This window comes from Lacisediminimonas sp. (assembly GCF_030645335.1).
Lineage (GTDB): Bacteria > Pseudomonadota > Gammaproteobacteria > Burkholderiales > Burkholderiaceae_D > Lacisediminimonas.
Map to the genome: position 1 here is coordinate 70,713 of NZ_JAUSNH010000042.1, position 24,250 is coordinate 94,962.

Sequence of the window (24,250 nt, forward strand, 5' to 3'; positions counted from 1 at the left end):
CTGCCGCCCTGAACGGCGGTGAGGTCGATTCCTACAGCCTAGTTGACGGCTCGCAATGCCGGTTTTGTCGCCGCAGCTACAATCTGTTCCAGAGAGTGTGGCGGCCGTGGGACGGGACCAGCGGGAGCGACGCCAGGCGGCATCACAGCATCTTGTTGCCATTCCATCCCACGACCACCACACTCTTTTCCTGTTGCCGGACAGATCACACTGTCCCGACCAGCCTTGCGCTGAAACCGGGCTTCTACCGTTGAAATGCCCCGCATGGCTCACGTTTGCCACACGCATTGCCGCGGCATTGTGACGATTCGCCGAAGCATTATAGAATGCAGGGTTCCCAATCAACCGGCATAGCCCATGCATTGGTACGTGATCCACACCAAGCCCAGGCAGGAGCGGCGCGCCTGGCAAAACCTGGTCCAGCAGGGGTATGAGTGTTATCTGCCGCTGATGCCGCGGATGAAGCTGCGCGCTGGCGATGCCGCCATCGTCGAAGAGCCCCTGTTCCCGCGCTACTTGTTCGTGCAACTCGACGACAGCCTGACCGGCAAGGGATGGGCGCCGATCCGATCGACCAAGGGCGTCAGCCGGCTGGTCACCTTCGGCGCCGAGCCGGCCACGGTGTCCGATGATCTTCTCGGCGCGCTACGGCGCCGGCAGGACGCGGCGCGGCCCGCACCGCTGTATGCCGCAGGCGACCAGGTCCGCATTGCGACCGGCGCCTTCTCGGGCCTGGACGCGGTTTATTTGATGGACGACGGGGAACGGCGCGCAATGGTGTTGATCGAGTTGCTGAACCGGCCGCTGACCGTCAATGTGCCGCGGGCCATCGTCCGCAAGATTGCCTGACCGGCGCTTGCCGGCAACGCCAGCAAATGGCCGGAGTGTGCCGTGCACCAGTGCATGCAAAACCCGCCGCCTGCCGCTGCTGTGGCGCACTCCTCGCCGCACCATCACTATTCAACCCCGTGGCCGGCCGCGTTCTGGAGGCTTCGGATTCCATGCAAAGAAAATCGTGAAAATATTGGTTACCGGTGCAAACGGGTTTGTCGGCCGCGCTCTGGTTGCGCACTTTCTCGATCTCGGCCACACCGTCCGGGCCACCGGCCGGGCCGCGCAGGTCAAACAAGGCGGTCCCGAATCCCGACCTGGATTGGAGTACCTGGGAGGTTATGATTTCGATGTCGATGCGAACTGGATGCCGGCGCTCGCCGGCGTGGACGTCATCGTGCACGCCGCAGCCCGCGTCCATCATCCCGATGCCGGGCATGCCTCAGCCCTGCCCGCATTCAGGCAAGTCAATACGCGTGCAACGCTGGACCTGGCCAGCCAGGCCCGGCAGGCCGGTGTGCGACGATTCATCTTCATTTCGTCGGTCAAGGTGCTTGGCGAGAGTACTGCGACGGGCGCGCCTTTCCGGGCCGACGACCCGCCCCGACCGATCGATGGCTACGGCATCTCCAAGCATGAGGCCGAGCAAGGCTTGCTCGGCATGGCACAAAGTGGCGGCATGGAAGTCACCATCATCCGTCCGCCGCTGGTCTACGGACCTGGTGTGCGGGCAAACTTCCGCAGCATGATGAAGTGGCTTGGCATGGGCATTCCTTTGCCCCTTGGCAGCATAAGCAACCGCCGCAGCCTGGTGGGACTGGGCAACCTGGTGGACCTGATCGGTGTTTGCCTGGACCATCCCGGCGCGCGCAACCAGGTATTCATGGCCGCTGACGGCGCCGACCTGTCCACACCCGAGTTGCTGCGGCACACGGCGCAGGCCCTGGGCCGCCGGGCGCATTTGTTGCCGGTGCCGGTTTCCTGGCTGCGGCTTGGTGCAAGCCTGCTCGGCAAACAGGACATGTTGCAAAGGCTGTGCGAGTCCTTGCAAGTCGACATCGAAAAAAACCGGCAATTGCTGGGTTGGACGCCACCCAATACGGTCGACCAGGAATTGGCCCGCACTGCGGCAGCATTCCTGCGTGAAGCGAGCCAGCCGTGAAGCGCGCCGTCGATCTGTTGTTGTTTGCTGCGGCCAGCATCGTGTTGTGCTTGCCGGTGGCGCTGGTTGCCCTACTGGTGCGATGCACGTCCCCGGGGCCGGTGCTGTACTGGTCCGACCGCGTGGGCCGCAACAATGCGCTTTTCCGGATGCCAAAGTTCCGCACCATGCGGGTGGATACGCCGGAGGTCGCCACCCACCTGCTGGCCGATCCTGCCCGCTGGCTGACGCCGGTGGGCGGCTTGCTGCGGCGTTCCAGCCTGGACGAATTACCGCAGTTATGGAGTATCCTCGCTGGACACATGAGTTTTGTCGGGCCGCGGCCGGCATTGCATAACCAGCACGACTTGATCGCGTTGCGAACGCAATCCGGCGTCCATCGGCTGGTGCCCGGATTGACCGGCTGGGCCCAGGTGAATGGTCGCGACGAATTGTCGATCGAAGAAAAGGTACGGCTCGACGCGGAGTACCTCAAGCGCCAGTCGCTGGCCTTCGATATCCGGATTTTATGGCTGACATTCTTGCAAGTCATCCGTCGCCACGGCGTGTCTCATTGAACATCTGCTCCTGCTAGCGCAAACTACATTTATGCCCTTTACCGACTCCGCAGCCTCCTTGCTCGCCTTGCCCCGTTTATCGAAGCGCCTGCTGGTGGCGTCGGTAGACGCCAGCCTGTGCGTGCTGACGGTCTGGCTGGCCTATTGCCTGCGACTGGAAAGCTGGCACAGCCTGACCGGCCTGCAGTGGTTGCCGGTCATTGCTTCGGTCGTGATTGCGCTGCCCGTGTTCATCCGCTTCGGGCTGTATCGCGCCATCTTCCGCTATGCCGGCTGGCCTGCCATGGTGACGGTGCTCAAGGCGATCGGCGTCTACACCTTGTTTTTCATTACGATGTTTACCGCCATCGGCATTGAAGGCGTTCCGCGCACCATCGGCCTGATCCAGCCGGTACTGTTGCTGCTGGCGGTGGCGACCACGCGCTTGCTGGCGCGCTACTGGTTGGGCGGCTTGTACCGCAGCACGCTGATCCGCTACGCCAGGCCCAAGGTTCTGATTTATGGCGCTGGTTCGGCTGGTCGCCAGTTGGCCGCCGCCTTGCGCAACAGTGCGGAAATGGAAGTCGCCGGTTTCCTCGATGACGACAGCCGCTTGCATGGCAACGTACTGAACGCGCTGGCGATCTACAGCCCGGCGGACCTGCCCGGCCTGGTCGAAACGCTCAAGATCAGCCTGGTGCTGCTGGCCATGCCCTCGGCATCGCGCAAGCGTCGCAATGAAATCCTGCACCTGATGCTGGAATCCAGGGTCTCGGTGCGTACGCTGCCTGGCGTGATGGAACTGGCGCAGGGGCGGGTCAGCACGACCGACCTGCGTGAACTGGACATTGAAGACTTGTTGGGGCGTGACCCGGTCTCGCCAAACCATATCCTGCTGGGCAAGAATATCCGCGGCAAGGTGGTGCTGGTGACCGGCGCCGGCGGATCGATCGGTAGCGAGCTGTGCCGGCAAATCATTGCGCTGGCGCCCGCCACGCTGCTATTGATCGAGCAAAGCGAGTTTGCGCTGTATGAGGTGCACCAGGACCTGGTGCAAAAGCTGGCACGGGTGGAAGAGGGCCAGTCAGTGCGGCTGGTGCCGCTGCTGGCATCGGTGCGCGACGAGGATCGCATCCGTGAAGTGATGGATGCCTGGCGGCCGAACACTGTCTACCACGCCGCCGCCTACAAGCATGTTCCGCTGGTCGAGCACAACCCCGCCGAGGGCGTGAAAAACAATGTGTGGGGCACCTGGATCACTGCCAGGGCCGCTGTGGAATTCGGCGTCCAGGATTTCGTGCTGATCAGCACCGACAAGGCAGTGCGGCCAACCAACATCATGGGGGCCAGCAAGCGGCTGGCGGAAATCGTGCTGCAAGCGATGGCGGACAATTCGGGTGCGACCAAGCTGTCGATGGTGCGATTTGGCAATGTGCTGGGTTCGTCCGGCTCCGTGGTGCCGAAGTTTCGCCAGCAGATCAAGGACGGCGGGCCGATCACGCTGACCCACGCCGACATCACCCGCTATTTCATGACGATCCCCGAAGCGGCGCAACTGGTGATCCAGGCCGGCGCCATGGCCCGGGGCGGCGACGTGTTCGTACTCGACATGGGGGAGCCGGTGCGCATCATCGACCTGGCGCGCCGCATGGTCGAGCTGTCCGGACTGGAGGTCAAGGACGACGACAACCCTGACGGGGAAATCGAGATCCAGATCATGGGCTTGCGGCCGGGTGAAAAACTGTACGAGGAACTGCTGATCGGCGACAACCCGGAAGCCACTTCCCATCCCCGCATCATGAAGGCCCATGAGGACTATCTTGCGTTTGACGTCCTGGAAGGCAAGCTCAATGCGCTGCGCGTGGCGCTCGACGTCAATGACGTCGGCGTGGTGCGCATGATGCTGTCGCAACTGATCACTGGATATCAGGCCAGTGGCGATATCGTGGACTGGGTCCACATGGAGCAGGAAGCGGACTACAGCCGTAGCGGCCCGGTCAATGAGGCGCTGTCCTGACCATCAGGACAGCGCGGTGCATCGCTCAGACCGGTTTGGACCAGACCGTGCGGTTCACGTAATCGACATAGCTGACCACTACGCGCAGCAACTGTTTGGACACCGCGTGCGATTCATAGTCTGCGACAGGCGCAGTGACGTGTTTGGTCCGGTCGTGCTGCGCAATGATGATCCTGACCGCATCCAGCACCCGATCCTTTTTCAGGCCGGCCATGATCAATGTGCCCACATCCATGCCTTCCGGACGCTCATGGGCATTCCTGATCGTAATCGCAGGCAAATTCAGTAGCGATCCCTCTTCCGTAATGGTGCCGCTGTCGGAGACCACGCACAGCGACTCCATCTGCAGCTTGATGTAATCGCAGAAACCGAAGGGCTTGAGAAACTGGATATGCGAGCTCAGCTTGCCCAGGTCCAGCGCATCGAGGCGTTTTTTCGTGCGCGGATGGGTGGAAACAATCACTGGTACGTCATAGCTTTCAGCCAGCGCGTTCAGGGTTTCGACCATGTCCAGCAGGTTTTGCGGGGTATCGACATTTTCTTCGCGGTGCGCGCTGACGATGAAGTACCGACCCTGCTCCAGGTTCATGCGCTGCAACACGTCCGAGGCTTCGATCTTCGGCATGTAATGGTCCAGCACCTCGCGCATGTGCGAGCCGGTCTTGATGATGGTTTCGGGCGGGATGCCTTCGGCGATCAGGTAACGGCGGGCATGCTCGGTCAGAACGAGATTGATGTCGCTGAGATGGTCGAGTACCTTGCGATTGAGCTCTTCAGGCACGCGCTGGTCGAAGCAACGATTGCCCGCCTCCATGTGAAACACCGGAATCTTGCGGCGTTTGGCGGCGATCACCGCCAGGCAGGAGTTTGTATCGCCATAAAGCATGACGGCGTCAGGGATCTCTAGCGCCATCACTGCATCGGATTTTTCGATGACCCTGGCGATGGTTTGCGCGGCAGTCTCGCCGACAGCTTCCAGAAAATGATCCGGCTTGCGAATGCCGAGATCGTCAAAAAAAACCTGATTCAGCTCGTAGTCGTAGTTCTGACCGGTATGGACCAGGATGTGCTGAGTGTGACGATCGAATTCGGCAATTACCCGACTCATTTTAATAAGTTCCGGGCGCGTGCCGACTATGGTCATGACTTTAAGCACGGCGTTCTTTCTTGATGTAGTCGAGTTGAAGAATCAGTTTTTTCACGTCGTCGACCGTCAGTCGAACGGTATTGTGGGAGGTGTAGTCGTCAAAGCGGGAGATGGTCTCTTCCCCTTCACTGAAATACTTCGCATAGTTCAAATCGCGATTATCTGCGGGTATCCGATAATAGCCGCCCATGTCTTCGGCATGGGCCATCTCTTCGCGCGAGATCAGCGATTCATACAGCTTCTCGCCATGCCGTGTACCGATCACGCGGACCGGTGCACTGCTGTTAAAAATTTGCTTGAGCGCCTGCGCCAGATCGCCGACCGTGGACGCCGGTGCCTTTTGCACGAAGATATCGCCTTGCCGCCCGTGCGTGAACGCGTACAGAACCAAGTCCACCGAATCCTCGAGCGACATCAGGAAGCGGGTCATGTTCGGGTCGGTTACCGTAACCGGATTTCCCGACTTGATCTGCTCGACGAATAGCGGAATGACTGAGCCGCGCGAAGCCATGACGTTGCCGTAGCGAGTAGCGCAGAAGACCGTTTCACCCGGCAGTTGCAGTCGGGCTTTGGCAACCATCAGCTTTTCAGCCATGGCCTTGGAGATCCCCATCGCATTGATCGGATACACCGCTTTGTCAGTGCTGAGGACCACAACCCGCGCAACGCCACACGCGGTGGCGGCATTGAGCACGTTTTCCGTGCCCATTACATTGGTTCGCACCGCTTCCATCGGATAGAACTCGCAGGACGGCACCTGCTTGAGGGCGGCAGCGTGGAAAACGTAATCCACCCCCTTCATCGCCTGCGCGACGCTTGCATAGTCACGCACATCGCCGATGTAGAAGCGCAATTTTGGATTGTTCAGCGCAATCCGCATGTCCTCCTGTTTCTTCTCGTCGCGGCTGAAAATTCGAATTTCACGCACTTCCGTGTCCAAAAATCGCGTCAGCACGGTATTGCCAAAGGAGCCGGTGCCCCCGGTGATCAGTAAAGTTTTGTCTGCAAACATTATTTGGTTATCCTTCATCCGAAGTCGCGCATGCGTTTGACCAAGTCCGGCCACGGTGGCGCGACATATCCGGTCGCTGCATTGAAACGGCTTGCATCGAGAGAGCGGTCAATCACAAGCCGGTCGTCCGGTTCAATCGGTATCGCGTGCCCATACTCACTTCCGGCCAGCTTGAGCAAGTCATATTTCGTGATCGGTTCGGCGGCGACATGGTAGAGGCCGGTTAAGTCGCGTGCAGGAAGCACGAAATCTTTAATAACAGTAGCAAGTTCGCAAGTCGACAATCCAGAGAAAACCGCCCGTGTATAGCCTTTTATCGGGCCTTTCTGACTCAGGAACCAGCCTATCAAGCCGTGGGTGCTATTCAGTTCATGACCGATGATAGACGTGCGTAGCGTCACGCAATGCGGATAGTGTACTTCTCCGAGAAATTTTGAGCGACCGTAGACATCTTGCGCATCAGACTCGTCCGACTCGCGGTAGCCGCCCTTTCTCCCCGAGAATACGCAGTCGGTGCTGATGTGGATGAAGCGGGCGCCAGCCAGTGCGCTTAGCCGTGCCAGGCGGTGCGGTAGCATCGCGTTGATCGGAAGGGCTACCAGGGGGTCCTCGGCCTCGGAAAATTGTTTGACCAGTCCGATGCAGTTGATGACGACCTGCGGGCGCACTTCCAGAAAAGCCCGTGTGAGGGCATCCGCATTTTCGACGTCGAGTCCGGTGATGATGCGTTTGGCAATGGCTGCGTCGAAGTACTTCTTCATGCTGGCAGAACGAACGCTTCCATACACCTCCAACTCATCGCTCACGGAGAGCCGCCGCATCATTGCGTTGCCGAGCATTCCGGATGCGCCGAGGATAAGTATTCTCATCAGTATTCGCCTTTGACGTCCGCGACAGCTTGGTCAAAATGTTCAATTAATTGGTCGACCAGCTTCGCCGGGGAAAAATGGGAAAGAAAATACTCCCGGCCTCGCTCACCGAAACCGCGCAGTTCGTCCGCGCTCTTGGCGTTAAGCAGCACTATGGACTCAGCCAACATTCTGGCGTTACCTGCGGGACACGAAATCCCGGCGCCCGCATCGACCACCACGCGGGCACCTTCACCATCGATTGCCGCAATAATAGGCCGACCGGCGGCCAGGTACGCCTGTATTTTGCTTGGAATGGTATATCCGAAAATGGGCTCGGCCCGGAGGGTTACCAGCAGAGCAGAAGCTGCACCGAGCACAACCGGCATGTCGGTGGCCGGAAATCGTCCAGCCACCACGACATTCTCTAAGCCCCTCCGGTCGATCTCGGCCGCGAGCCAATGGTCGCGGCTGCCACTTCCGACCAGCCAGAGCCGAATATTGCCATACCCGCGCAGAAATTCGGCCGCGTCCAGTACGGTTTCCAGCGATTGCGCCGTTCCAAGGTTACCTGCAAATACCACGGAGAAGCTTCTTCTCAGTTCGGCGGCCAGGGCCAACGCGCGCTCCGTCGGCTTGTTCAAATTGGTTGGCTCTACGAATAAGTTCGGGTAGTAGTGAATTTTCTCGGTGCGGTCGGTGAGTGCCGCTACGGGTCCTCGAAAGGCTTCGGACTGTATGAGTACCCGGCTACTTGAGCGATAGATGAATCGGACCACGATGGAGACAGCGTGCAGGATCCATTTCGCCTGGACGTGACCGGTCGCGGACAGGCTTTCGGGCCACAGGTCCTGGACCCAGACAATCAGGGGGGTGCGCTTGAGCCGCTTCATCAAGATCGCAGGGAGTGCCTGCAGTAGTGGTGACGGGGCATAGACGAACACCAGATCGAAGTCGCGGCCACGCATAGCCAGGGGTCCGAGCAGCGCGCCGGAGACGACGAACGACAGATAGTTGAGGGCCAGGCCCAGGCGTGAATCACGGCCACGCGGAACGATTGGCAGCCGGACCACTTCGGCTTTGCCGAACATCTCCCGTTGAATACGTAGTGAGCGATATCCGTCTGCAATGCGGCCTTCCGGGTAATTCGGCTTGCCAGTCAGGACCACCACTTCTATGCCGCGGTCTCCCAACTCGCGCACAAGGTCGTTGATGAGGAAATTCTCGGGCCAGAAATATTGAGTTATAACGAGTAGCTTCATGGATTAGTGCGAGACTTTGGCGTTGCCTCGTATTTAAGCCGCGCCAACAGCAGTCCGAGGATAAAGAAAGCGATGATTCCAGGGTAAGGCTGCCGCATGCCGACATTGAACATGCTTTCAATCATGACCAGGTAGCCGGCCGCCGCCGCGGTGCCGAACAGGGCAGGGTTCGAGCACAGCGCACGGCGCCGCTTCCAGGCCAGACCTGCGGTCATGACCAGCAATGCGATCAAGGGCAGGATTGCCATCACCCCGAAGCTGTACATCGCATCGAGCCAGTAGTTATGCGCGCTGGGATGCAGGCTCCGGTCTGGCAGTGTCTGATGGCCGAGCAGGAAGGCACTTGGAGATGCAATTATCTCGTCCGCGAAGAAGCGCCATTGATCGTTTCTGGCCTGTGTGGTGGCAGCCGAGATCGACCACGTCGTGGCGGCCTGTCCATGCAGTGCAGGCGGCTGGATCAGCGCTTGCGCCCCCTGGTCGGCCAATTTGTGCGCATCGCGCAGGACCGAATAAGCGGTGCCTGATAGCAGGGCGACCAAAACAATAGCGGCTAACTGCCAGCGATACCGGCTACCCCGCCAATGGAAAATCATGACGCCCGTCAATCCAGTTACCGCTGCGGCCAGTGCGTTGACTGATCCCGAGGCAACAAGCTGGACCAGCGCAATCGGGATCAGGCAAGCGATGCCGATACGGGTCCATCCCGACCGGCCCCAAAGTGCAAAGCTGATCATGATGAGCAAGGTGGCAACGATCGTCGGAAAGTACAGGCGGTGCTGATAAATGCTGAAGAAGAAAACCAGCGGTGCTGCGTCCAGTTGGCCGGCGAACCAGCCGGCCAGCAGCTGCGCCGGAAGAATCAGCAGCAATATCCACAGCGAGGCACGTTCAAAAATGGGTCCGCGCGCAACTGCCCCGTACATCTCGCCCAATACCAGGCCAAATATCGGGAACAGGAACTGCGCCAACAGCACCAGCTTGCCGCCTTCGTCTACCGCGTTGCCCGCCGCCAAGCCAAGCACGCTCGCCACGAACAGCAGCATGGTGAAAAATATCGTGGTCAAGCTCCGCTTCGCCGCAGCATAGTTGCCAAGCATGGCGATGCCAGCGAATAGTGCCAGGAACGATATTGGTATCGGCAAACGGAGAATTTGGGCATTCGCATCGAAGTACATGTCCGGACTGCGGAACAGGTTTCCGTCGAGCTGGAAGAAGATGGGACACACCAGTAGCAATCCAATCGCAAACAGGAAGCGGCGGAGAATGGGCTCGCCAATATATTTACTGGCTGTAGCACCCCACAGACAAACCAGGTTCAGGATTGCGCTCAACAGGTAAAGGCCGGCCATCGAGTGCATGCCAATCGCGAAATAGATCAAGGGGATCGAGATCACGGTCAGGATATTGGACAGGAGATCGGGACCGAAGACCTCTTCCTGGTCACTGTGGATCAGGCGTGCCCGCAATAATGTTGCAACCGTCATGATTGCGCCGCCGGCGATCGAGAGCGCGGTCGCCATCCAGAAAGTCGAAGAATGACCAAGCTGGATCAGCCAGGCCGGCTGCGTAATCGCCAGCATGATGGTGACGCCAGCGACCAGGAGCATGGCGACTGGAAACGCCGCCAGCCACCATGAGCGCATTACCGCCGGGCCGAAACGCCGTAACAGGGTTGGCGCCAGGGCCTGGCCGAAGATGGTCGGGATAATTCCACCAATCGCGAAGGCGGTGAACAACTCGCCAGCGGCCACCTTGCTGACCAGAAGGGCAACTGAAATGCGAAACACATAGACCGAAATGCCGATAATTGCGGTCGACCCGACGTGAGGGAGCAGCGCGTAAATTTCGGACAGTCGGCTCGCACGCAATGAAAGCCGTGCGCCCAATGCAGAGACCAGCGGCGTGAGCGCCCAGGCAATTGCGCTGGCAGCCAGATCCAAGCCAAACCCAATCGTAAGGACGATGCAAAGCAGAAAGCTGCTTGCTTCGAGAAACACCGTGCGCTGTGCAAAATTTTGCTGGTTCAGACGCTCGTGCTGGGAGATCCCGATTTCGCCGATCCACTCGGAGGCCCGGCGCAGGATCAGCACCAATGCCAAGGAGGCCGGGACGCCACCGATGGTAACGCTGAGCAGGTAGGCCATCCCGGCCAGTGGCAGCATCAGGGCCAGTCGCATCTGGAACAGCCTGCCGGCCGCCGTTTCACCACCGTCGGCCAGGATCAGGTTACGGGCATTGGCCGAGAAGACGTAAAAGGTGGCCAGTGCGGCGCCCTGGACCAGGCCAATGCTGACCGCAAGCTCGGGTCGCCCGGAGACGCCAATGATGATTAGCAGCGCCGTCATCGAGAACGCGTTCAGCAGCGTGGCCAACGGAAACCAGAACAGCGCCTGCCGGGATGCGATTGCTTGCACCGTGGCTTTCTCCGTACCCCGTGGTGTCAAACCCATCATCTGGCAATAACGGCCGGGACACTGAAGTAGCGCCGCAAAATTCGATCAGCCGCGTACAGCAGCACGATGTTCAATATCACTGTCCCGAACAGCAGATAGGATTGTGCTGGTACATAGCCGAAGTGTGCGAAACGATAGGCAATTACCTGTGCGATAAGCGAGCATAGGATCCAATTTTGTCCAGCGAAGCGATAGGTCGCGATTTCAAGTGCCGCGCCAAGCCACCCGCACAGCATGAGTGCGGCGAAAAGAAAGGCCAGCGAGCCGGGGAAATAGAGGAAAGCGATGATCCCCGGCAAAGAGATGAAATGGAAAACGGGCTTGTCGGCATTCGCCTTGTAGGGTGATTCGATGAATCGCCGGTCATAGATAGTCAGCACACCGACCTGGAAGCGTTCGTTCCAGGCTTCGCGCCACAGGTCCCAGCCAAGTTCCTTGGAAGATGCGACCGCCACCACGGCTTCGATCCCGACCCAGCGGTCGATGAACAGCGGCACAGTCATACCTTGGATGACGACTGCGGTTTTAGCGTATTGCGATACTGCAATCCCGGGACTATTGCCATACGACGTTGCGCGCAAATAGTTAACAGTCAATACAGAAACCACAAAAAGCACCGCGAAGGCGATGGCGACTGCGCCTATCCGCAGCAAGCCTGGGCGAATTTTCATCGACGAAAGTTGTCGGATCGCGCCAAATCCCAAGCCGGCCGCGTTGAGGATCATGCCGCGACTGAGCAGCGACACATTGGAGAAAAAGGCTTCCATGAGTGCCGGCACGAATGACAACAAGGTGATGTTGCGGTTTAACTCGATCTCGAAGCGAATGATCAGCGCCGAGAGGGAAGCCAGCCCGAACTGAAGCAGCCACTTGTACACGCCGCTCAGCCCGTAGGGAAGAACTGTTTGCGCCACCACGCCGCGTTGGTAGACGCCCAGCCAGACATTGCTGACCGCAACCAGGATGACGAGCCCCAGGAACAGGGTGATGCAAGTACGGCGATAATTCTGGTACAGAAGGAAGAGACCTGACTGGTTACACGAGGGCGTTTGCTCCGGGTAGGCAAAGAAGCGCTCCCTGACCAGGCTCGCAATCAGCAGCGCCGCCAGGCCGCAACTTGAAACGATCAAGGCGTGATCGTAGGCGGCGGGTGACCGGTCGAACGCCAGGGCGTCCAGGAAGGCTACCTGGCCCAAGGCCGTCCGGACCGAGAACTTCAGCCAGAATCCCAGCCACAGGAATAGTCCGATAAAGGTATCGAAGAAAAGGGCGCGGCGGCGCAGGCCGTTGAAAAGTAGCGCATTGCCGACCAGGGTGAACAGCAGGTAGACCGGCAAGCTGCCCGAATAATTCGAGCCTGCCAAAAAGGCAAGGCCGATGATCGTTGCAATGAACAACAGGATTGCTGCTTTAATCATCTGAATGGAGCCGATGTTGAGTTGGATTCTGGTCCGGGTGCCAGCGAATCGACGAAAATCCTTGCATCGACAATGCTGAGTGCCGGTTCTTCCATGCGCCTGAATCGTTTGACAGCCCTGGCAATCGAGACCGCAGACTGCGGATCGAAGCTCTCTTCAGGATCCAGGATATCCCTGACATAGTCCAGTTCGCCGGCCAGCACCGCCAGCCCTGCGTTTCGCGCCTCGATCAGCGGCAAACCGAAAGACTCCAATGTTGACGGGTAAATCAGCGCGGCAGAACAACTGTAAAGATCTGTTACCCCGGATTGGTGCAAGGCACCCTTGTTCTCGATGTGCAGCCGGTGAATGCGGATCTGCTCATCAATCCATTTACACAAGTCGGGGAACGCGGCCGCATCGACAGTCAGTGCCAGTGATGGATAGCAGTTTGCCTGCGCCAGCAGTATCCATGCGTTGATCAGGTTGCGGTGGTTCTTATGGGGCTCGCCTGAGCCCACATACACGAAGTCATGGCGCTTTTGCGTCTCGTGGACAGCAATCGTATGCGCCCGCGAGTGTCGGGAACCGCCACTGACGAAGGGCAGTATCCTGATTTCCAGTCCAGGCTTCGTTTTGATGTTCGCAAGATGGTGCGCCAAGGCCTGCTTCATGCTGGGCGTTTGCACCACATACTCGTCCACACTCGCTGCACGCATCCTGAACCAGGTGCGCTCAAGGCTTAGCCGCAGCCGGGATTTGAAGGAAAACTGGCCCAGTGAAACCTGATCGATCAAGTAGCGGTTCTGGACAAATACAATCACCCGCCCGGCCACCGTGAACAAGGGCGGCAGGTTGCCGAAGCAAAGAACCGTATCGCCGGACTTTGCCTGGGTGGCGAGCAAACGCTCGGCGTGCAATCGACCCAAAAGGGATGCTTTTGTCCGTATCAGCCGGGTACCCGACGGCATGGCTTCCGGTATCGGCATGCGTTCGTCCAGCAGCACGGTCGTGTCTTGCCTGAACGATAGCTTCAGGAGCGCATCGAGCAATGTCCGTCCACCACCCTGGTGGACGTTGGTCGCGTGAATAAACAGTTTTTCGTGCACTTTATTCCCGGTACGGACCGATGGCGAGCATGGAAGACAAGTCCTACTTCCCGAGCGCTTGCTTCAATTGCCGCAGCGGCGCCTGGCCGCAACTGCGCAGCCCGGGCAAATTGGCAATCTTCAGATAGGAACCCAGCAGCAAGACGGCGAAGCTCCTTTTGTCGCGCATTGCTGCGAGCAGCATGTCGAGGCTGAAAAAGTCCTTCAACAGCGATGCCGACTGAGGAAACTGGTCCGTCAGGAACAGGTTGGCGGCGCGCATCACGGTGTCGCGGCGGACCAGCCGCTGATAGTTCTCGAGGTCGCCCGGTGTCATGGCGGCACGCACATCGTCTTGCAGGAGATAGTGGTCCATGACACGGAAAAAATCAGCCCTTCCTGTCTGGGAGCGAACTTTCGACGAGAATTGGGCAGTGCTGATCCTGTATTTCATCAGCTTCGCCGGCAACAGTCCCAGCCGGGAGTGGCGGGCGATCCGGAGCCAGATATCAAGGTCGGCTGATGAGCCGAACAAGTCACCGCGCCAGCCCTTGATGACGTTCTGGTAGACCGTGGTGCGAACCATGGCGCTGGGGCAAATCAGGAAATTCGAGTGGCGCAGCAGGGCGCTGAACAATTCCGGAAAGGTGATTCCCGCGCCGTCCTTCCGGTTCAATTCAGCGGGAAGGCTGATGGCGCCCGTTTGCCTGCCGCTGCCGTCGATCAGCACTGCCTCGGTCAGCACGCCGCCCACCGCCGGATGGCGCTCCAGGAAGCCGACCTGCTCGGCGACCATCTGCGGCAGATAAAGGTCATCGGCATGAAAGATCGCGGTGTACTCGCCGCTGGCCAGCTCGATGCAACGGTTGAAATTGCCTTCGGCGCCGATGTTCTCGGCATTCTCGTGGAGTCGGATGCGCGGGTCGTCAAAGCGCCGGGCTACCTCCAGCGTATTGTCGGCAGAAGCGTTGTCGACCACCAGTATTTCCAGTCGCGAATAAGTTTGCGCGATGATTGACGCCAGCGTTTCGGCCAGCGTTGCCGCGGAGTTGTAGGTGGGGATGCAGATCGACACCAGGGGTGCCGACACCGGGGGCACAGGGTCGGCGTCTTTACTCATCCGCCTCCCAGCCCAGGTGTAATAGCGAATTGAAAAATGGCTGCGCGGCTTCACTGCCCAGGAACTGGCGGCCGGCTTCACGCATCGCTTCGATACGTGCCATGGGGATCAGCCTGACCTCGTTCCACATATCGTCCCAGGAAGCATATTGCCTGCAGTCGATGAACACATCCTGCGGGACATAGCGAAGGATGTCCGGGGCGCCCAGGTAGAGCGGAATGGTTCCGGCATAGAGGCAGTCGAACAACTTTTCCGTGATATAGCCGTTCATTGCAATATTTTCGAAGCACAGGCAAAACGCATAGCGCTGCAGCACTTCGAACTTGGACGCGCAAGCGCCCCGGTAGATCGACATCAGCGTGCGACGGTTGCGCCAATAGGGCATCCAGCGCGCCTCGCCTGACCACCAGCGCTCCCAGCCACGACCGAACAGGTCTACCGCGCCTGTGGGCGCCAGCGCCGCCATCGCATCGATGCGCTTGCTGTACAGCTCCTTGTGGAACGAGCGCGGCTTGTGGCTGCCGTTGATCACTACGATGCGCTGCATCCGGTCGCGCTGGCTCCAATAGGGCTCCAGCACTTCGGCGTGGGGCAGCGGCCAGTAGAGCCGCCTGAGTTTGTCCTGCTGCACCCCGGCCAGGGAATAGCAGTCGCCATCGATATTGTGCACATAGACCCGCTCGAAGGCATTCGTGAGCGCCGGCAAGGCCTGGTACAGGTGCGGTGCGACCACCGGCGGCTCCATGATCACGAAGGCCTTCAGCCTGGCCCGGCCTTCGCGGGCGATGCGCTGGTAATTGTCCAGGATGCCCAGCGAGTAATAGCTACAAGCGCTTGTTGCGCCTGGATCGGCATCGCCCGACAACAGGTAATCCGCCGTATGGACGGATTTGCCGAGCGCGTGCAAATGTTCCCGCAGGCGATGGAATGGCAGCAATTGGTCATCGCGATTGAGCATGGGATCGCCCAAGTCGAATAACTTGTCCTGGTTGAAGACAGGATAAGAGGGGTCGATAAAAATATTGTCGCTTGGGCGATTCATCACGGTTCTTGAATTGTGGCTGGGTTGCGGCCGGCCTTAAACACCGGCGTCCAGCAATGCAGCGGTGGCGTCGAGGACACCATCCAGGGAGCTGAGCGCGGGCGCATAGCCAAAGCGGCTGGCACGGCGATTGAGCGAGTAGTAACAGGGCTTGTGTCCGGTTGCGTTGACGCCCGCCTGCTCCGGCGACACCGTATAGCGCAGCCCGAATGCGGCCTGCAAGGCTTGCAGCAATTCCGTCTTCTCGATCGGCGCCTTGCTATAGCAGTCGATCACATCGTTGGCCGGCGGCGCGGCCAGCACGGCATCGACCAGGGCGCAAAAATCGCTGGCATGAAGATAGTCGCGCACAGTCCGTGCAGCGGACGTCTGCAATATGGTGCGGTCGCGGATCGCGCGGAGGGCATCGGTGACCAGGAAGCGCGCCGACAGGTCCTGCGTGCGGCTGATGTAATTGAAAATGCGAATATCCATGATCGGCAGCCCGGCATGCGCCCGGTGCCGGCACTCGGCATGGGCCTTGGCCATGCCATACCAAGCATCACTTCCCAGCGCATTGATGGGAAAGGCGGCCTGGCTGTCCTCGTCCACCGGCGACTCGAAACGACTGCCATAGGCAGCGCCGCTGCTGGTAAACAGATAGCGGCAGCGCGGATGGCGCTGCACATACTCCAGCGCGAGACTGTCGAATCGATGCGTCAGGTCCAGGATTTCCGCGCCCATGGACAAGGCCCTGGCCGGATCGCCGACGCCGACGAAATTGATCAACGCGAAGTACTCGCCACCCTCGCCAAAATGCGCATAGGACCCGACCTGGGCGTGGCAGGCGATACCATTCTGGTGCAGCCAGTCGAGCATCTGCTGTGGCCTGCGCACGAACAGATGGAGCGCCGTGCCAGGCTGCTGGGCGAGCCACAGGATCAGGTCTCCCGCAATGCGGCTCGACGCGCCCAGGATGGCGATGCGCTTCATCAGGACTTTTGCATGAATTGCCCGATCCGTTCGGTGACGGCGTGCGCATCCAGCCCATGTTCCTGCAACAGGTAGTCATAGGTGCCACAGTGCTGTGAATAGCGGTCCTGCACGCCAATGCGCAGCACCCGGGTGGGTGCGTGCTCGGCCACCAGCTCGCAGACCAGGGAGCCGAAGCCGGCGTGGACCGAGTGCTCCTCCATGCAGACGACGGTCTGCGCCTGGCGGGCAATGTCGATGACACGGGCGGCGTCGATCGGTTTGATGAACGGCGCGCTCCACACGGAGGCTTGCGGGTAAAAGCGGTCGGCGATGTCGATGGCGGTGCGCACCATGGAGCCCGTGGCGAGAAACACCAGGTCTGTGCCGCCCTGCCGCACCGGCAGCAGGTCGCCGACATTGGCCGTGACTGGCGCGCCATGCACATCGCCCCGGTCTGCCTTGCCGATGCGCAGGTAAATGGTTGTTGAGGCCTGGGCGCTCAATTCCAGGCAGCGGGTCAGCTCGTGGCGGTCGGCCGGGGAGTAGACCTGCAGATTGGCCAGCGCCCTGGTCACGGCGATGTCTTCGGTCGCCTGGTGGCTGGTTCCCAGGTGGCTGTAGACCATGCCGGCGCCGTCACCGATCAGGACCACCGGCAGGCTGTCATGCGCAAGGTCGATCTTGATTTGCTCCAGCACCCTGATCGGCACGAAGGCGGCGAGGCCGTAGACATAGGGCCGGAATCCGGCGCGCGCCATGCCGGCGGCAACGCCGATCATGTTCTGCTCTGCGATGCCGGCATTGATGTACTGGTCCGGACAGACCCGGCGGAACTCGTCGAACAGCGCATAACCATGGTCGCCGGTCAGCAGCACGACCCGTGGATCGGCACGCGCGATATCGGCCAGGGTTTTCGAAAAAGCGGCCCTCACCTGGCGGGCTCCAGATCAAGGCATGCCAGTGCTTGCCGATAGGTGTCGTCAGTCAGCCGCGTGTAATGCCAGCGGTTGTCGTCCTCCATGAAAGCAACGCCCTTGCCCTTGACCGTGCGGGCAATGATTGCCTTGGGCGCGGTTTTTGCGCTCTGGCCCAGGGCTGCAATGGCTTCATCGAGTGCGTGCTGGTCATGGCCATCCACCGACACGGCTTCAAAACCAAAGGCTTCCAGCTTGCGCTGCAGCGAATCCAGGTCGAGTACATCGCGGGTCCTGCCCATGGCCTGGAAACCGTTTTCATCCACGATCACCATGAAGTTCTTCAGTTGATGGTGGGCGGCAAACAGGGCGCCTTCCCAGATCGGTCCTTCATTCATTTCGCCATCGCCGACGACGACAAAGGTTTTCTGGTCGGTGCCCAGCCGCTTGGCCGCCAATGCCATGCCGACGCCGACCGAGAAGCCATGTCCGAGGGAGCCGGAAGTTACTTCCAGGCCGGGGACGCGGGAATCGGACAGCCCCTTGAGATGGCTGCCGTCTGCAAAATAATTCCGGATCGCGTTGTCATCCAGCCATTCCAGTTCCCGCATGCAGGCATATTGGGCCATCACGCCATGCCCCTTGCTCAGCACCAGGTAGTCGCGGCCCGTCGCTTCGGGATCGTTGCCCGGATAGCGCAAATGGCTGCGATACAGGACAGCCAGGATTTCGACAATGGAAAAGGCGCAGCCGATATGCACCGTCGATCCGGCAAACGCCATCTCGAGCACGGTGCGCCGTAATTGGCGGGGGTCAAATCGGGAAAGGTCTGTGGTCACGGAGCTGTCTTAAAAGTTAACGCCGAGGAAGGCTTCGATCCGGCTCGCGGAATAGTCCAGCATTTCCTCGTTCAGTGCTGGTTGCACGCCGATCCAGAAGGTGTTGTGCATCACCACGTCGGTGTTGGTCAGTTCACCGCTGATCCGGAAGTTGCGCCCGATCATGTACGGCTGGCGCGTCAGGTTGCCGGCAAACAGCAGGCGTGTGCCGATCTTGCATTGATCAAGGTAGCCGATCAGGTCGCCCCGGCTGGTCGGTGAATTGTCGCGCAAGGTGATGGGAAAGCCGAACCAGGACGGCGCAGAGCCGGCGGTCGCTTCGGGAAGGATCATGAATTCCTCGCAGGAGGCGAGGCGATTCTTGAGGTAATTGAAGTTTTCCTTCCGGCGCTGGATGAAAAAATCGGCCTTGGCCAGTTGCGCCACACCGCAAGCGGCTTGCATGTCGGTGATTTTCAGGTTGTAGCCGAGGTGCGAGTAGGTGTACTTGTGGTCGTACCCTTCCGGCAGATTCCCCAGCTTCCAGCAGAAGCGGCGCCCGCAGGTGTTGTCCTTGCCGGGCGGGCAGTAGCAGTCCCGGCCCCAATCGCGGAAACTCTCGGCGATCTGCCGCAGCTCGCCATTGTTGGTAAACACCGCGCCGCCTTCGCCCATCGTGATGTGGTGTGCCGGATAAAAGCTCAAGGTGCCGATGTCGCCGAATCCGCCCACCATGCGGCCGTTGTAGGTGGACCCGAGCGCATCGCAGCAATCCTCGATCAGCCACAGGCCATGCTTCTTGCACAGGGCGGTGACCACATCGAGGTTGTAGGGATTGCCCAGCGTATGGGCCAGCATGATGGCCTTGGTTTTGGGGCTGATGGCGGCTTCGATCTGGCTGGCATCGATATTGTAGGTGCCGAGTTCGACATCGACGAAAACCGGAACCGCGCCAAACTGGAGGATAGGGTTGACCGTGGTCGGGAAACCGGCGGCGACGCCGATGACTTCATCGCCGGGCTTGATCGCACGGTCGCCGAGCTTGGGGCTGGTCAGGGTATTGAAGGCCACCAGGTTGGCAGATGAACCGGAATTGACCGTGATCAGGTGCTTTACGCCGAGGAACCTGGCCAGCTTCTGTTCGAATTCCTCGTTGAAGCGCCCGGCCGTGAGCCAGCCGTCGAGCGAGGACTCCACCATCAGCTTCAACTCTTCGGCGCCAAGCAGTTTGCCCGATGGCGGCACCGCAGTGCTTCCCGGCTCGAACGCTTGCTGCGCGAGGGCGATCGTGGCGTACTGCTCAACGAGTTGCGAGATCTGCGCGCGAATGTCGTTTGTCTGTTTGTTCTGCATTAGGAAGTTTGCGTCATAGTTTGATAAGTTGCGATTTGTTGCTCAGTCAGCGATCGGACATCCGATCCTGCACCTCGCTGCCGCGCCCAGTCGACAATCATGTTCAATGAATCGTTCAGCTTGAGCCGCGGGTGCCAGCCCAGCATTTGCCGCGCCTTGGAAATATCGAGCTTCAGGTAGCCGGCTTCATGCGGCAGTTCGCCTTGCTCCAGATGCCATCGTGCGTCTGCGCCCCAGCGGCTTGCCATTTGTTCGACAATCCAGCGCACAGGCCGGGCATCTTCGCCATTGGGTCCGAAATTCCAGCCCTCGGCATAGACAGGTCCCTGTTGCACCAGCTTTTCAGCCAATTGCAAATAGCCGCGCAAGGGTTCCAGCACATGCTGCCATGGCCGCACGGCATCCGGGTGGCGGATCAGCACGGATTTGCCCTGCTCGAATGCCGTCAGGATATCGGGAATCAGGCGGTCCTGGGCCCAATCGCCGCCGCCGATCACATTCCCGGCGCGAACCGATGCCACGGCCACGCCGTGTCGGGCGTAGTCCCGGGCATTGAAGAAGGAAGACCGGTAGGCCGCACTCACCAGCTCCGCGCAAGCCTTGCTGTTGCTGTATGGGTCATAGCCGCCCATCGGGTCGTTCTCGCGATATCCCCATACCCACTCGCGGTTCTCATAGCACTTGTCGGTCGTGACGATGACCACCGCCTTGACCCCCGGCGTGGCGCGCACGGCTTCGAGCAAGTGCAGCGTACCCATCACATTGGTCGCATAGGTCTCGACCGGATTCGCATACGAGTAACGCACCAGCGACTGGGCCGCCATGTGGATCACGATTTCCGGCCTGGCCGCTTGCATGGCGCGGGTGAGGGCATCGAGCTCGCGGATGTCACCATCGATCGAGCGCATGCCTTCGGCGACGCGCGCCTGCTCGAAAAGACTGGGCGTGGTTGGCGGCTTTAGCGCATAGCCGGTCAGTTCGGCGCCCAGGCTTTGCAACCACAGTGACATCCAGCTTCCCTTGAAGCCGGTATGTCCCGTCATGAATACACGCTTGCCGCGCCAGAATCCAGGTGTCATGACCAAACCTTCCACGGCGCCTTGCCGCTTGCCCAGAGTTCTTCCAGGTGCGTCTTGTCGCGCATGGTGTCCATCGGCTGCCAGAAGCCTTCATGGCGCCAGACACTGAGCTGTTGTTCCCGTGCCAGTCGCTCCAGCGGGCCGCGCTCCCAGATCGTCTGGTCGTTGTCGATGTAATCAATGACTTTGGGTGACAGCACGAAAAACCCGGCATTGACCCAGGCGCCGTCGCCATGCGGCTTCTCCTGGAACTGGCGGACATGATGGCCATCCAGTTCAACCGTGCCGAAGCGGCCCGGCGGCTGCGTTGCGGTCAATGTGGCGAGCAGTCCGTGCTGGCGGTGGTGTGCAATCGATGCGCCGATATCGACGTCGCCGACGCCATCGCCGTAGGTGAAACAGAAGGCATCGTCATCGCCGAGATGGGCCCTGACGCGCTTCAGGCGTCCCCCTGTCATGGTCGCTTCACCCGTGTCCACCAGCGTCACGCGCCATGGCTCGGAACTGTTGTTGTGCACCTGCATCTGGTTTTTTTCAAGATCGAAGGTGACATCCGACATATGCAGGAAATAATTGGCAAAGTATTCCTTGATCACATAACCCTTGTAGCCACAGCAGATCACGAAATCGTGCACGCCATGCGCGGCATAGGTCTTGAGGATATGCCACAGGATCGGCTTCCCGCCCACCTCCACCATGGGCTTGGGCTTGGTGCTCGACTCTTCTGCGATTCGAGTGCCCAGACCGCCTGCCAGAATCACTGCTTTCATCTTGTCGGCCCGTAAATTAGTAAACGCGGCATGGCGTGGCCAGCAGCGCGTTGATCTTCATGAATTCATTATTGCGGCCAATCTGGTCAGCATTGCGGTAAGGCGCAAATGGGCTGACTGCGGCCACCGCATCGATGCTGCCGGCTACATTGAGCAGGAACGAAGACGGTTCTGCAATGATGTGATCATAGCGGCAATATTTCAGGATGCACTCTCCCGGCAGCAAGCGATAGGCTTTCGGCAGGTAATCGGCGACAAACCGCACCGAACAGCCCAATCGGGAGAATGCCTCTGCCAGCAGCGAGCGTTCCTCCTCCGTCAGCGGAATATAGGATTTGTGCTCCTTGAGCCAGAGCCGGGCTTGCTGCAGCCCGTGCTCCTGCATCAGCCGCTCCACTGCCTGCAGATGTGGCTGCAGGTACTTGGCGATGTTCAGCTTGTTATTGTCCCCGGCCTCTGGCTCTTCGCCAGCCAATAACAGCATGATATTCCTGCCCGTTCCATCAAGCTCCCGGCGCAATGCGACCAGGACCGCCTCGACAGCGTCGGACGAAAAATCATTGAAATCAACATGCTGGAAATCCTTCCGGGTGCCGAAGTCCAGCAGCGAATGGATGGGGATGTCGCCGGTCTCTATCTGGTACAAGGCCAGTCCGAGCGCCCGTTTCACCATATTCTTCAGGCGCGATTTCAAGGGATTTGGTTGGGGGAACAACAAGCCCGTGAAATCGCTCGGCGCATGGTACAGATGGTTGAGCCTGGCAAAGCGCTTCAAGGCCAGGGCGACCGGATTGGTCAGGCAATTCCCGAAATAGACGGTTCCCCTGGCATGCCGTTCTACCAGCGGCGCCAGGGACTGGCGGGCGGCAGCCAGCAAGTCGTTTTTCTCGCCACCCCAGAAACGGGCGGAATCAATCGCAATGACGTTTTCGGAGACGACGTTCAGGCCCTCGAGCAGAATCTTGGATACCCGCAGATATTCCTCGATATCCTTGCGGGCAGGGTCGAGCGCATAAATGACATGCACCTCCTCGCTTTGCCTGCCAAGGAAGGATGCCATCAGGGCATTCAACGGGCAATCGATGACGAAGCACGCCGAGCGTAGGTTGACTGGGATTGCGTTTGCCGTCATATCGGGCCACTTCCGACATCAAAATAATTCACATGCTTGCCCATCAGCTGGTTGATCCGGTCCTGCAGTTGGTACAGCTCCGTATGGATCCCGCCCTCGATTTCCGAAAATGCGACGATATGCTTCAAGGGTATGAAACATTTGACGTCCCCATGCCAGGCAACATTCCAGAGCAGGCTCGATGCATCGAGTGCGAGCACATGTTCGAAGGGCAGGTAGCGCAGCATGCCCTCCGCAGGAAGGGATGATGCCTCGGCAAAATCGATATGGTTCAGGGCGTCATAAGCCAGGACGCCCCTGCTTTCCAGCGCCTCGATCAACACAGTGAGCTTGCCACTGCTGCTGCCAAGGCTGGGGTGGGATTTCAGGAAAAAAACCGGAGAAAGGTCTTTCGGCAACTGGTCCAGGTAGGCCAGGATTGCACGCAGGTTGAACTCGGTATAGGCGTCGCCATACTGGTGCGCCTCATCGTGGTGTCCTGCCGCGCTGGAGGATGGCCCTTTCAACAACGCCAGCACATTGCATTTTCCGTCTTCCATCAACGCCTTGAGCCCGACCAAGGACGAGGCGAAGGCCGTCGACTCGAAATCCCGGTAATCCAGGGTTTCCACCACGGATGGATGAGGATCATTGGTCAGGGTGATCTGCGGCGTGCTGACGGGGAACTGGAAACTCAGCAAGCAGTCGCCGACCGCGACCTTCAGGCGTTCGGCAAGCCGATTCCCGCGGAACGCAAAACGGTTCCTCGCGACCACTGAGCCCATGCCTTCATCGACCAGGATCGCCTTCACCCGACGCCGATGTCCGATCAGCAGCGATGAAACGATGGACGACACGTAGGTACGGTTCGGTTCCAGCGGCGTGTGCTTCCTGATCGACCTGGCAAACTTCATCTGTCGCACAATCCGCCCGGCCGTTGTCTTGCTGGGACTTAAGTAGGGATGCGGAACCGAGATCACCACTTTCGACAGGAAGCTGACGTCCGACAGGATGAAGTCGAACAGCGCCACGTAGTCTGCCTTGCGCCAGGTGATCTCCTTGCATTCGTAAATGCAGTGGATTGCCTGGCCTTTTGCCATGATGGCGACCGCATAGGCGGTGCTGATGGTATCGATGATGAATACGATGTCTTGCTGGCTGGCATGCTTCAGGAATGATCCCCTGACATGCAAGGCCAGTTTATTTTCTGCTTGCATGGTCGGGATGGGCCTGGCTGCGGCGCTCGAAAGTGACCGCCATTTCGCGATGGTTGTTATAGATGACTTCGAAGCCCTCAAGGTCCTGCTGCAGGCAGGCCAGCAAGACCTGATCC

The 24,250-nt window shown here is 59.6% G+C and carries 21 protein-coding genes; 4 read left to right on the top strand and 17 right to left on the bottom strand.

Going from position 1 to position 24,250, the window contains the following annotated elements:
• The first annotated feature begins 357 nt into the window (after window positions 1–357).
• The 4 genes from rfaH to Q7T64_RS03265 all read left to right on the top strand — a co-directional run bounded on the left by rfaH (window position 358) and on the right by Q7T64_RS03265 (window position 4,546).
• Complete coding sequence (gene rfaH / locus Q7T64_RS03250; RefSeq protein WP_304791072.1) at window positions 358–849, top strand: transcription/translation regulatory transformer protein RfaH; 492 nt, start codon at window positions 358–360, stop codon at window positions 847–849.
• Window positions 850–1,015: 166 nt separating this feature from the next.
• The gene (locus tag Q7T64_RS03255) at window positions 1,016–1,993 is read left to right on the top strand and encodes an SDR family oxidoreductase (protein ID WP_304791075.1); all 978 of its coding nucleotides are present in this window, start codon (window positions 1,016–1,018) and stop codon (window positions 1,991–1,993) included.
• Window positions 1,990–2,550, top strand: coding sequence for a sugar transferase (locus Q7T64_RS03260; protein WP_304791078.1), 561 nt, complete (start codon window positions 1,990–1,992; stop codon window positions 2,548–2,550). The genes Q7T64_RS03255 and Q7T64_RS03260 overlap by 4 nt, the downstream gene beginning before the upstream one ends.
• Before the next feature lie 31 nt (window positions 2,551–2,581).
• Window positions 2,582–4,546, top strand: a complete 1,965-nt coding sequence (locus tag Q7T64_RS03265; protein WP_304791083.1) for a nucleoside-diphosphate sugar epimerase/dehydratase — start codon at window positions 2,582–2,584, stop codon at window positions 4,544–4,546.
• Window positions 4,547–4,571: 25 nt separating this feature from the next.
• Here the strand turns inward: Q7T64_RS03265 and wecB are convergent, their stop codons facing one another.
• From wecB to Q7T64_RS03350, 17 genes are all read right to left on the bottom strand, one after another.
• The gene (gene wecB, locus Q7T64_RS03270; RefSeq protein WP_304791086.1) at window positions 4,572–5,702 is read right to left on the bottom strand and encodes a non-hydrolyzing UDP-N-acetylglucosamine 2-epimerase; all 1,131 of its coding nucleotides are present in this window, start codon (window positions 5,700–5,702) and stop codon (window positions 4,572–4,574) included.
• A complete protein-coding gene (locus tag Q7T64_RS03275; protein WP_304791089.1) occupies window positions 5,695–6,705 on the bottom strand; it encodes a polysaccharide biosynthesis protein in 1,011 nt (336 codons plus the stop codon). Before Q7T64_RS03275 ends, wecB begins: the two co-directional genes overlap by 8 nt.
• Window positions 6,706–6,719: 14 nt before the next feature.
• Entirely contained in the window at window positions 6,720–7,574 is an 855-nt protein-coding gene (locus Q7T64_RS03280; protein WP_304791092.1) for an SDR family oxidoreductase, read from the bottom strand.
• Window positions 7,574–8,815 (bottom strand): glycosyltransferase family 4 protein, encoded by a 1,242-nt coding sequence (locus tag Q7T64_RS03285; RefSeq protein WP_304791095.1) that lies wholly within the window; start codon window positions 8,813–8,815, stop codon window positions 7,574–7,576. The genes Q7T64_RS03280 and Q7T64_RS03285 overlap by 1 nt, the downstream gene beginning before the upstream one ends.
• A complete protein-coding gene (locus Q7T64_RS03290; protein ID WP_304791098.1) occupies window positions 8,812–11,232 on the bottom strand; it encodes an O-antigen ligase in 2,421 nt (806 codons plus the stop codon). Before Q7T64_RS03290 ends, Q7T64_RS03285 begins: the two co-directional genes overlap by 4 nt.
• Before the next feature lie 35 nt (window positions 11,233–11,267).
• A complete protein-coding gene (locus Q7T64_RS03295) occupies window positions 11,268–12,689 on the bottom strand; it encodes a hypothetical protein (RefSeq protein ID WP_304791101.1) in 1,422 nt (473 codons plus the stop codon).
• Window positions 12,686–13,777 carry a glycosyltransferase gene (locus tag Q7T64_RS03300; RefSeq protein ID WP_304791104.1) on the bottom strand — a complete coding sequence of 364 codons (1,092 nt, stop codon included), beginning with the start codon at window positions 13,775–13,777 and terminating at the stop codon, window positions 12,686–12,688. The genes Q7T64_RS03295 and Q7T64_RS03300 overlap by 4 nt, the downstream gene beginning before the upstream one ends.
• 43 nt (window positions 13,778–13,820) lie before the next feature.
• Window positions 13,821–14,876 (bottom strand): glycosyltransferase family 2 protein, encoded by a 1,056-nt coding sequence (locus Q7T64_RS03305; protein ID WP_304791107.1) that lies wholly within the window; start codon window positions 14,874–14,876, stop codon window positions 13,821–13,823.
• The gene (locus Q7T64_RS03310; RefSeq protein ID WP_304791110.1) at window positions 14,869–15,918 is read right to left on the bottom strand and encodes a glycosyltransferase family 10 domain-containing protein; all 1,050 of its coding nucleotides are present in this window, start codon (window positions 15,916–15,918) and stop codon (window positions 14,869–14,871) included. Before Q7T64_RS03310 ends, Q7T64_RS03305 begins: the two co-directional genes overlap by 8 nt.
• 36 nt (window positions 15,919–15,954) lie before the next feature.
• Entirely contained in the window at window positions 15,955–16,890 is a 936-nt protein-coding gene (locus Q7T64_RS03315; protein WP_304791114.1) for an NAD(P)-dependent oxidoreductase, read from the bottom strand.
• On the bottom strand, window positions 16,890–17,804 hold the full coding sequence (locus tag Q7T64_RS03320) for a transketolase family protein (RefSeq protein ID WP_304791117.1): 915 nt from the start codon (window positions 17,802–17,804) through the stop codon (window positions 16,890–16,892). Before Q7T64_RS03320 ends, Q7T64_RS03315 begins: the two co-directional genes overlap by 1 nt.
• Window positions 17,801–18,625, bottom strand: coding sequence for a transketolase (locus Q7T64_RS03325; protein WP_304791120.1), 825 nt, complete (start codon window positions 18,623–18,625; stop codon window positions 17,801–17,803). The genes Q7T64_RS03320 and Q7T64_RS03325 overlap by 4 nt, the downstream gene beginning before the upstream one ends.
• A 9-nt stretch (window positions 18,626–18,634) precedes the next feature.
• Window positions 18,635–19,957 carry a lipopolysaccharide biosynthesis protein RfbH gene (gene rfbH / locus Q7T64_RS03330; protein ID WP_304791124.1) on the bottom strand — a complete coding sequence of 441 codons (1,323 nt, stop codon included), beginning with the start codon at window positions 19,955–19,957 and terminating at the stop codon, window positions 18,635–18,637.
• Window positions 19,957–21,036 carry a CDP-glucose 4,6-dehydratase gene (gene rfbG, locus Q7T64_RS03335; protein ID WP_304791127.1) on the bottom strand — a complete coding sequence of 360 codons (1,080 nt, stop codon included), beginning with the start codon at window positions 21,034–21,036 and terminating at the stop codon, window positions 19,957–19,959. Before rfbG ends, rfbH begins: the two co-directional genes overlap by 1 nt.
• Window positions 21,033–21,806 (bottom strand): glucose-1-phosphate cytidylyltransferase, encoded by a 774-nt coding sequence (gene rfbF, locus Q7T64_RS03340; protein WP_304791130.1) that lies wholly within the window; start codon window positions 21,804–21,806, stop codon window positions 21,033–21,035. Before rfbF ends, rfbG begins: the two co-directional genes overlap by 4 nt.
• Before the next feature lie 16 nt (window positions 21,807–21,822).
• On the bottom strand, window positions 21,823–22,866 hold the full coding sequence (locus Q7T64_RS03345; RefSeq protein ID WP_304791133.1) for a hypothetical protein: 1,044 nt from the start codon (window positions 22,864–22,866) through the stop codon (window positions 21,823–21,825).
• 68 nt (window positions 22,867–22,934) lie between these two features.
• Window positions 22,935–24,134, bottom strand: a complete 1,200-nt coding sequence (locus Q7T64_RS03350) for a hypothetical protein (protein ID WP_304791136.1) — start codon at window positions 24,132–24,134, stop codon at window positions 22,935–22,937.
• Between the last annotated feature and the right edge of the window lie 116 nt (window positions 24,135–24,250).